This is a genomic window from uncultured Muribaculum sp. (assembly GCF_910583865.1).
Taxonomy (GTDB): Bacteria; Bacteroidota; Bacteroidia; order Bacteroidales; family Muribaculaceae; genus Muribaculum.
On record NZ_CAJTYX010000064.1, the window covers coordinates 1 to 8,685 of the forward strand.

Consider the following 8,685-nt stretch of genomic DNA (forward strand, 5'->3'; position numbering starts at 1 on the left):
GAATCGGTCCTATTTTTCAATCGCCCTCTAAAGTTTAGCGGACAGTAATAATTTTCATCTAAAACTAAATCACTCATGAAATCAAAATTTCTATTCACAACAATTCTCCTCTTGTCGGCAGCGATACCGGTTTTCGCTGAGGAGAAACAACCACCCGATGCGAGAAATGTCGAATTGGGCTATCTTCGCAATCGTCCGAAGGACACCACCTCGGAGGAAGTCAATGCCATGTGCTATTACCTTGCCGGCAATCTGCACATCGAGTTTACCACACCAGAAGGGCAGGCAAAGGCTACCATCACCCGTATGGATAGCGGCGACACCGTCTCGCACACGTTCCTAACCTTCTCTCCCGCCACAATCTCCATCGGCACCACCCCCGGCCTCTACGAAATCCTCCTCACAACCTCACACGGCGGCAAATACCTCGGCCACCTCACAATTAATTAATTTCAACCAATAATCTCCAATTTGATTTCACAGTAAAATTTTTGTAATTATGAAAACTTTCATCTTTAATGGCATCTTAGGAGTTATACTCATGGCAACTTTTACCAGTTGTTCTGCTGATACGGATAATACATCCGCCTCTATAGCAGTCATGCCTACTGAAAAAACAGCTGCTATCGAAGAATGTAATAATATTATTTCCTATCTTAAAGATAATAACATATCCACAATTGAGGACGCTCTTGATACTATCGAGGAGTTCTACGATAATTGCCCTGGATCTAGGAGCTCCAACCCAATGGCAGAAACATACGAACCATCCATTGGAGTCTCCAAAACGCTTAAAGAATTTGAAAGCGTAAAAGTCAATGCTGAAGATACTTATCTTGATGTCTCAGAGAAATACATTGACGTAGTAGAGAACAATCGTATACAGTTAACCCAAGAAGAGTACGAAGCCCTAACTAATTCCGTTGACATATCTTTCATCACTATGCAATATGCTCTTGAACTTGAGGCACAAGGAGATATTACTCCCGAGGAAATAACTCTTAGAACAAAAGCTCTCGCAAGGTGTCTTGCAGGAATTATCGGAGAAGCCGGTATAGGTTTCTTAGCAGGAAGTGCTGTTGGTACTGTCACATTACCTGTTGTCGGAACCGTTTCCGGAGCAGGACTCGGAGCATTCTGTGGTGCATTAATAGGTTTTGCTGATCACTGCTAATGAGAAAGATAAGTAAATATTCGATAATCTATTTCGGAAGCCTTATATGCCTGTCGTGGCCCATATACGATGTGATCAAATCCGGTAATGTGGCAAAAATAACGGTTTCACTTATGTCGATTATCATTGGCACAATAGCGTATGTCATCTTAATCAAAAGATGCCGGAATAGCTAAATATTTCCCTAATCGGAGTCACTGCCATCTGAAAACACACAGATGACGGTGGCTCCGCTTCCGGGTTAGAGCCTTACGGTAATGGCCGTCCCGACCTATCTTGCCACCATCATCCTATCCCTCCCCAGGCTGCGCTACGCTACGCCAGGGGCTACCCAGACCATCGAGCCTCCGGCTCTCCCTCGGCGCACAGTCCATGCCATCATACCCGGATGAAGTCACTGACTTGGATTTATCAGACCGAGATGATGCTACAGGCATATATCTAAAACATTTTTTCGGAATTTTTCAAAAAATCCGAAAAATTATCGGTAATTTTCGATAAATTCGCTATATTTGCGTAAACGCTATATACACACGCTCGGCAAAAGCAAATAAAATCTGCTTTTGCGCTCGGCTTATCCGTATATTTGCGTAAACAGGATATATTTATGACAGCACGCTTAAATATATACAACAGTTTGTGTTTCAAAGTGGTAGCATTCGCGGGCATCATTTTGTTCACTATCTCCATCATCATGGACATCACCGAGGGGGACGGAATCACTACGTTATGGTTTGATGCCGCATGCCTATCCTCGTATCTTCTATATCTTTGGGACACGCGTTGGTGTCCGCCACATAGACGAAACGCCCTCAAATATGCCGTATTGCTGTCGTGGATAACACTCGCAATGACAGCACGCATAGTCTATTGACGACATTCCCCATAAACACCATAAATCCACCTATAACACACAAACGTATGGAAGAATACAAATTCTCATTTCTGGGACTCTTTGCCGTCAACGGCGCCATAATAATAGCGCTTCTGACGATACGCGGCTTTGGCATTGATGCGCCGGAGGCTGTGCGCTGGCTTGAGCATGGCACATGGTTCTGGGGATTGACCATGATCCTGTCGCTATGGCTCTCCACATACATCGCCAAGGACGACTATAACGGAGTGGGACGTCTCAATCCGCTGATGACACAACTGTTGGCGTTCACACTGTTCATCGTCGGCTGCATGGCCGGATATTACTCGGCATTCGGCCAGGAGGAATTTTTGATTCCTGCGGTCGCCGGCATGTGCCTGTGGACGGCGGCGTTCGCCTACGTAGCCCTCATCGGCAAGAAGCTGATACGAAAATCTATTAATCCCGTCTGATTTTTACGCCTATGTCGACATCCAACACCAACTCCACGCGCCCGGAGACACTGAAATACGCCCTCATAGGGGCGGCGGCGATGGGAGCGACCATATATCTGACCATGTTCATAGGCATGCCTGTAATGCATGGAAGAATATTCACGGGCCTTGGCGAGCCGGCAGATTTCTACGGTTTCTGCATCCTGTGGATATGTATGGGAGCATATGCGGGTATAGGTTTCCACCGGGATTACCTGACCCATATAGCGGTATTTATGGAGAATCACAAGGACCTGCCGCCTGCCACGGCCAAAAAATTTGCAGTAGAGAGCTTCAAGATAAAGTATGCCGGACAGCTGCTTCCGGTGGTAGCGGGATTCCCTGTGGCATACTATGCGTTTGAAGGGAGGCTCCCCGACTCCATAGCCGGCTTCGCCTTCATCGCCGCAGCCGAGCTGCTTGCATTATGGCTTTACCGTGTAAAGACCCGGTAGGCCGACCGTAGGGATGCACCCCGGTGCATCCGCCGATAATACGGGTGCATCGCCGTCCAAAAACCGGATGCACCGGGGGTGCATCCCTACGTGATAATGGAAGGCATTTCAGAGATTATCTATATAAAAAAGCCGGGGGCGTGTCGCCATTGACACGCCCCCGGTTTATCGTCTATGGGGATGTTTAGTATGCGAACATGGGGTAGCCTTCCATCACGGAGTTGACTTTCTCGCGGACGGAGGCGATTACCTTGGGATCGTCGTGGTGGGTGAGCACAGTGTCGATCATCTCCACGATGTCGCCCATCAGGTCCTCCTTGGCGCCACGGGTGGTGATGGCGGGAGTGCCGAGGCGGATGCCCGAGGTCTGGAACGGCGAGCGGCTGTCGAAGGGCACCATGTTTTTGTTGGCGGTGATGTCGGCCTCCACGAGCACCTTCTCGGCCACCTTGCCGGTAAGGTCGGGGAACTTGGTGCGCAGGTCGACAAGCATGCAATGGTTGTCGGTGCCGCCGGAAATGATCTTATAGCCCTTGTCGATAAGTCCCTGGGCCATCACTGCGGCATTCTTCTTCACCTGTGCCTGGTAGTCGCGGTAGCTCGGCTGGAGAGCCTCGCCGAATGCCACGGCCTTGGCGGCGATGACATGCTCAAGCGGGCCGCCCTGCACGCCGGGGAACACTGCGGAGTCGAGCAGCGCCGACATCTTGCGGATCTCACCCTTGGGATTGGTCTTGCCCCAGGGGTTGTCGAAGTCCTTGCCGAGCAGGATGATGCCGCCGCGCGGACCGCGGAGGGTCTTGTGGGTTGTAGAGGTGACGATGTGGGCGTACTTCAGAGGGTTGTCGAGCAGCCCGGCGGCGATGAGTCCGGCGGGATGTGCCATGTCTACCATGAAGATAGCGCCAATCTCGTCGGCCAGTCGGCGCATGCGCGCGTAGTCCCACTCGCGGCTATAGGCGCTGGCGCCGCCGATGATAAGGCGCGGACGCTCGCGGCGTGCCACTTCCTCCATCTGCTCGTAGTCAACGAGTCCGGTGTCCTCCTTAACGTTGTATTCGAGGGCCTGGAACATCAGGCCGGAGAAGTTGACGGGGCTTCCGTGTGAAAGGTGGCCTCCGTGCGAGAGGTTGAGACCGAGGAACTTGTCGCCGGGCTTGAGGCATGCCATGAAAACGGCCATGTTGGCCTGTGCGCCCGAGTGGGGCTGCACGTTGGCATACTCGGCGCCGAAGATGCGCTTGATGCGGTCGATGGCAATGTTCTCAGCCTCGTCGACCACCTGGCAGCCGCCGTAGTAGCGGTGGCCTGGATAGCCTTCGGCATATTTGTTGGTAAGGCACGAGCCCATGGCCTGCATCACCTGGTCGCTTACGAAGTTTTCGGAGGCGATCAGCTCGATGCCGTGGCGCTGGCGCTGGTGTTCGCGCTCGATGATGTCGAAGATGGCGTTGTCTCTTTCCATATTTCGTTGATTGGGTTTATAGGATTTTTATTATCGAATCATAGGGGTAATCATCACACACATTCACAGGAAGGCGGGGTCATTTCTTCTTCGTGCCTTTCACCGACCAGCCGAAGCGGCCGAGACAGCGGCCTATCTCGTAGTAGCCGCCGTGGTTGTAGGCCATCAGGCCTGCGGCCTCAAGGTCGAGCGCGCCGGTGGCGCTGTCGATATACCTGTCGTCGACTATCACTCCTGCCACGTCGGCGATGAACATGTCGTGGCTGCCGAGAGCCATTATGTCGCGCACCCGGCACTCGATGCTCACCGGTGCCTCCTCGATGTAGGGGCAGCCGACGTTGACACCCTTGACGGGTGTAAGCCCGGTCTCCTTCCACTTGTCGTAGTCCGCTCCGGAGCGCACCCCGGCCCAGTCGGTGGCGCGGGCCATGGCGACGGTGGTGAGGTTGATGGTAAACTCCATATCCTCCGTTATTATCGGATAGCTGTGGCGCGAGCGGCGCACCGATATATAGCACATCGGCGGCTCGGAGCATATCGTGCCGGTCCATGCCACGGTGAGCATATTGTAGCGCTCGGGCGTGGAGCCGCAGGTGACGAGCGCGGCAGGCACGGGATATATCATGTTGCCCGGTTTCCAGACCTGTTTCATCTCTTGGTGGAATTCATTTAATATGCGCGTGGGACGCGGCCACCGAGTGTCCGCAATAGTAGCAGCGTATCACACGATGTGCCGGATCTACAAGGTCAAAGCGAGTGCGCATCGGCTCGTTGTTGGTGATGCACTTGGGATTGTCGCACTTCACTATGCCCATCACGGTCGACGGAAGCTCCACATGGTACTTCTCTACCACCTCGAAGTCGCGTATTATGTTGATTTTCGCCGTCGGGGCGATAAGGGCTATGCGGTTGAGCACATCCTCGGGGAAGAACGTGTCGGCCACCTTTATAATCCCCTTTGTGCCGAGCTTCTTCGAGTCGAGATTGTTGCCGATGGTCACATGCTTGTCGAGACGCTCTATGCCGAGGATTCTCACGGCCTCGAAGAGCACCGACGATGGTATGCGGTCAATGACCGTGCCGTTGCGCAGGGCGGCCACTGCGAGTTCTTTCTTTGATGACATGGCTTGTTCGTGATGATTGTGATAGGGTTTATTCTTCCGGAATGTCGATGCCAAGGGCGCGGCAGATTATCGCCTGACGGGCGAAAAGGCCGTTCTTGGCCTGCTGGAAATAGTAGGCCTTGGGGCTGTCGTCGACATCCTGGTCTATCTCGTTGACGCGCGGCAGCGGGTGGAGCACCCGCAGGTTCTCCTTCGACCCTTCGAGCATGGCGGCATTGAGGTTGTAGAGGTTTTTCACCTTCTCATACTCCATTATGTCGGTGAAGCGCTCGCGCTGCACACGGGTCATGTAGATTATGTCGCTCGACGCAATCACCTCGGGCGAGAAGTCGGTGCTCTCCTCGTAGCGCATACCCTTGTCGGTGCAGAACTGACGGTATTCGGCCGGCATCTGCAGCTCCTTGCATGCCACGAAGTTGAATGTCGGGTTGAAATACTGCATCGCCTCAAGGAGCGAGTGTACGGTACGGCCATATTTGAGGTCGCCCACCAGGGTGATGGTGAGGTCGTCGAGGCGTCCCTGGGTCTTATAGATCGAATAGAGGTCGAGCATCGTCTGCGAGGGGTGCTGGTGGGCGCCGTCGCCCGCGTTGATCACCGGTATGTCGGTCACTTCCGTGGCATAACGTGCCGCTCCCTCCAGATAATGGCGCATCACTATGAGATCGGCGTAGTTGCTTACCATCTTTATGGTGTCCTTCAGCGTCTCCCCTTTCGACGAACTTGTCGTGGAGGCGTCGGAGAAGCCGATCACTCGTCCGCCGAGGCGGTTGACTGCGGTCTCGAAACTGAGGCGTGTGCGCGTCGACGGCTCGAAAAAGAGCGTCGCCACCACCTTGCCTTCAAGAATGCGCTGGTTGGGATGGTTCTCGAAGTAGCGGGCCTGGCGCAGGAGGCGCAGAATCTCCTCTTTGTCAATGTCGGAGATGCTAACCAAACTGTTGGGATTCATAGTTGCAAGTATAGGGTTTTCCTCACCGCAAATTTATGGAAATATCACGTCATGGCCAAATTTTCCGGCCGCCCGTTTGCCGCGCCCGCGCTTGTTGGCTATTTTTGCGGAAACAACTTGACTTATGGAAAAAGGATACAGAGTAAAAGAGTACCGGATGCCGGTGAAGAGATACGTCAGGACGCTACGTCTGCGCGACAATGCGGAGCTTATAGCCGAATACCGCCTGCGCCACTCCCGGGGGAAGATATGGCAGGAGATTGTCGACGGCATAAAGGAGGTGGGCATCCTTGAGATGGAGATATACATCCGGGGCACGGAGCTTGTGATGATATTGGAGACTCCCGCCGACCTCGACCTCGATGCGGCAATGGGACGCCTGGCCACCCTTCCGCGCCAGCAGGAGTGGGAGGACTACATGTCGGTGTTCCAGAGCGCAGACCCCGGCGCCACCTCCTCCGAGAAGTGGCAACCGATGGAGCGCATGTTCCACCTCTACGACTGACTCCGGCTGATGTCGCCGAAATGCTCCATGGCCCAGCCGACAAGCGCGTTGACGTGCGGCATCAGACTGTGGCCGACTGGACTGAGCGAATACTCCACCTTGGGAGGGACTTCCGCATAAATCCTGCGGGCAATCAATCCGCACGACTCAAGGTTCTTCAACGTCTCGCTCAACACCTTGGGAGAGATGTCGGGGATAGCCTTGCCGATAGCGTTGAAGCGTGTGGCCTCGTTCTCGGCAAGCACACACAGTATCAGCATGGCCCACTTGCCGGAGAAGCGCGAGATGACGTTTCTGACAGGACATGATGCCGTGCAGGCATACTTTTTTAAATTTTCTTCAAGAGGCAATGCGTTCATTCTCAATGATTGTTACCTGAAAGTAAGCGGATTACCTTTATGTAACGTCTTGCAAATCAGGAATTATGGATATAACTTTGCGCTATCCGAAAGAAAGCGGATTCCTCCCGCAAAGTTACTCTATATTTTTCAAAACATCAAAATCATGAGCGAAATCAAAGTATTGGACAAAGGCGACAAGTTCGCACACGCCTCCATAGGCAGCCTGCATGGATTCGAAGGGAAACAATTCGTGAAAGACGCCACCGGCGCGACATCCTGTGAGATCTCATTCGGCACTCTCCCCACGGGAGAAGCCGTACCGTTCTTTCACAGCCACAAAGCCAACGAGGAGAACTACATAATCCTGTCGGGCGCGGGCAAATTCCAGGTCGACGACGAAGTGTTTGATATCGCCGAAGGTTCAGTGGTCCGTGTGTCTACCGGCAGCGACCGCAACCTCCGTTGCACATCAGCCGAGCCGCTCTGCTACATCTGCATCCAGGCCAAGGAAGGAAGCCTCGGCGGCTACACCATGACCGACGCTGAAATCACCGAAAGGCAATCCCTGCTCTGAACTCACGGCACCCACAGAACCAACGCTCCATGTGTCGACCGCATATAACGGGACACATGGAGCGTTTCATTTCAAATACAATATTTGCCTATTATGCGCCATTGCATTACATTTGCAGCACAACACTTAACTCAATTATGATCTATCTCCGAAATGATTGCCACTCCATACTATCTCCCTCGGCGACTACAATGATCAATATGTTATATCCTCATAAAAAACTTGCTAAAGATTGGCTATTGTTGCGATTTATAGGTGAGAATCACATCAAAGGAAGAGCAATTGATTTAAATTCCGAATATTCAATTTTAATCAATTTCATAACCATATCATTGATGCCGGTTGCATTTATGATTCTATATACATACGCCAGATTAACAGGGCCGATCCCTCATATTTTGGGGATATCCTATTTCATCATATTGATGATATTATTACGTGGATGCGCATACTGTTTTGTCAGCCATTTGAAGAAACAGAAATTCGGAAATAAAATCATAGCTTTATATAGAAGTCTCTCCGATGAAGATCTCGTTAGGATGAAATCCCTTCCGCATGTTCTACGGACATTTTTCGTCTGTTACTCTCCCATGTGGATAATATTCGTGCTATATGTCATGCTATTATCATTAATTATCCCCTCTCCAAGATAATTATATAGCTGATTATAGAGCGTTAATAATACTATTCCAGAATATTACTGTCCGCTAAACTTTAGAGGGCGATTGAAAAATAGGACCGATTCCAT

13 protein-coding genes are annotated in these 8,685 nt (G+C 51.9%); 8 read left to right on the forward strand and 5 right to left on the reverse strand.

Annotation, left to right across the window (positions count from 1 at the left end; all coding sequences use genetic code 11):
- The first annotated feature begins 75 nt into the window (after positions 1-75).
- From QZ303_RS10295 to QZ303_RS10320, 6 genes are all read left to right on the forward strand, one after another.
- Complete coding sequence (locus QZ303_RS10295) at positions 76-450, forward strand: hypothetical protein (protein ID WP_295732447.1); 375 nt, start codon at positions 76-78, stop codon at positions 448-450.
- Between the two features lie 49 nt (positions 451-499).
- Entirely contained in the window at positions 500-1,174 is a 675-nt protein-coding gene (locus QZ303_RS10300; RefSeq protein ID WP_295732449.1) for a hypothetical protein, read from the forward strand.
- A gap of 257 nt (positions 1,175-1,431) precedes the next feature.
- Entirely contained in the window at positions 1,432-1,566 is a 135-nt protein-coding gene (locus tag QZ303_RS10305; RefSeq protein ID WP_295732451.1) for a hypothetical protein, read from the forward strand.
- A 215-nt stretch (positions 1,567-1,781) separates the two neighbouring features.
- Positions 1,782-2,048, forward strand: coding sequence for a hypothetical protein (locus QZ303_RS10310; protein WP_295732453.1), 267 nt, complete (start codon positions 1,782-1,784; stop codon positions 2,046-2,048).
- Positions 2,049-2,095: 47 nt separating this feature from the next.
- Positions 2,096-2,500: a hypothetical protein gene (locus QZ303_RS10315; protein WP_295732455.1), complete on the forward strand. Its 405-nt coding sequence runs from the start codon at positions 2,096-2,098 to the stop codon at positions 2,498-2,500.
- Positions 2,501-2,511: 11 nt separating this feature from the next.
- Positions 2,512-2,976, forward strand: coding sequence for a hypothetical protein (locus QZ303_RS10320; RefSeq protein ID WP_295732457.1), 465 nt, complete (start codon positions 2,512-2,514; stop codon positions 2,974-2,976).
- A 184-nt stretch (positions 2,977-3,160) separates the two neighbouring features.
- On the opposite strand, the gene glyA is transcribed toward QZ303_RS10320, so the two are convergent.
- The 4 genes from glyA to pyrB all read right to left on the reverse strand — a co-directional run bounded on the left by glyA (position 3,161) and on the right by pyrB (position 6,517).
- Positions 3,161-4,441, reverse strand: a complete 1,281-nt coding sequence (gene glyA, locus QZ303_RS10325) for a serine hydroxymethyltransferase (RefSeq protein ID WP_295732459.1) — start codon at positions 4,439-4,441, stop codon at positions 3,161-3,163.
- Between the two features lie 79 nt (positions 4,442-4,520).
- Positions 4,521-5,093 carry a flavin reductase family protein gene (locus tag QZ303_RS10330; RefSeq protein WP_295732461.1) on the reverse strand — a complete coding sequence of 191 codons (573 nt, stop codon included), beginning with the start codon at positions 5,091-5,093 and terminating at the stop codon, positions 4,521-4,523.
- A 13-nt stretch (positions 5,094-5,106) separates the two neighbouring features.
- Positions 5,107-5,565, reverse strand: a complete 459-nt coding sequence (locus QZ303_RS10335) for an aspartate carbamoyltransferase regulatory subunit (RefSeq protein ID WP_068961562.1) — start codon at positions 5,563-5,565, stop codon at positions 5,107-5,109.
- A 28-nt stretch (positions 5,566-5,593) separates the two neighbouring features.
- Positions 5,594-6,517: an aspartate carbamoyltransferase gene (pyrB, locus tag QZ303_RS10340; protein ID WP_295732465.1), complete on the reverse strand. Its 924-nt coding sequence runs from the start codon at positions 6,515-6,517 to the stop codon at positions 5,594-5,596.
- Between the two features lie 124 nt (positions 6,518-6,641).
- Here pyrB and QZ303_RS10345 point away from each other — a divergent pair, with 124 nt between their 5' ends.
- A complete protein-coding gene (locus QZ303_RS10345; protein ID WP_295732467.1) occupies positions 6,642-7,022 on the forward strand; it encodes an L-rhamnose mutarotase in 381 nt (126 codons plus the stop codon).
- Here the strand turns inward: QZ303_RS10345 and QZ303_RS10350 are convergent.
- The gene (locus QZ303_RS10350) at positions 7,013-7,381 is read right to left on the reverse strand and encodes a helix-turn-helix domain-containing protein (protein WP_295732469.1); all 369 of its coding nucleotides are present in this window, start codon (positions 7,379-7,381) and stop codon (positions 7,013-7,015) included. The two genes, QZ303_RS10345 and QZ303_RS10350, sit on opposite strands and share 10 nt — an antisense overlap.
- A gap of 145 nt (positions 7,382-7,526) precedes the next feature.
- On the opposite strand from QZ303_RS10350, the gene QZ303_RS10355 reads away from it, so the two are divergent.
- Positions 7,527-7,937 (forward strand): cupin domain-containing protein, encoded by a 411-nt coding sequence (locus QZ303_RS10355; protein WP_295732471.1) that lies wholly within the window; start codon positions 7,527-7,529, stop codon positions 7,935-7,937.
- The last annotated feature ends 748 nt before the right edge of the window (positions 7,938-8,685 follow it).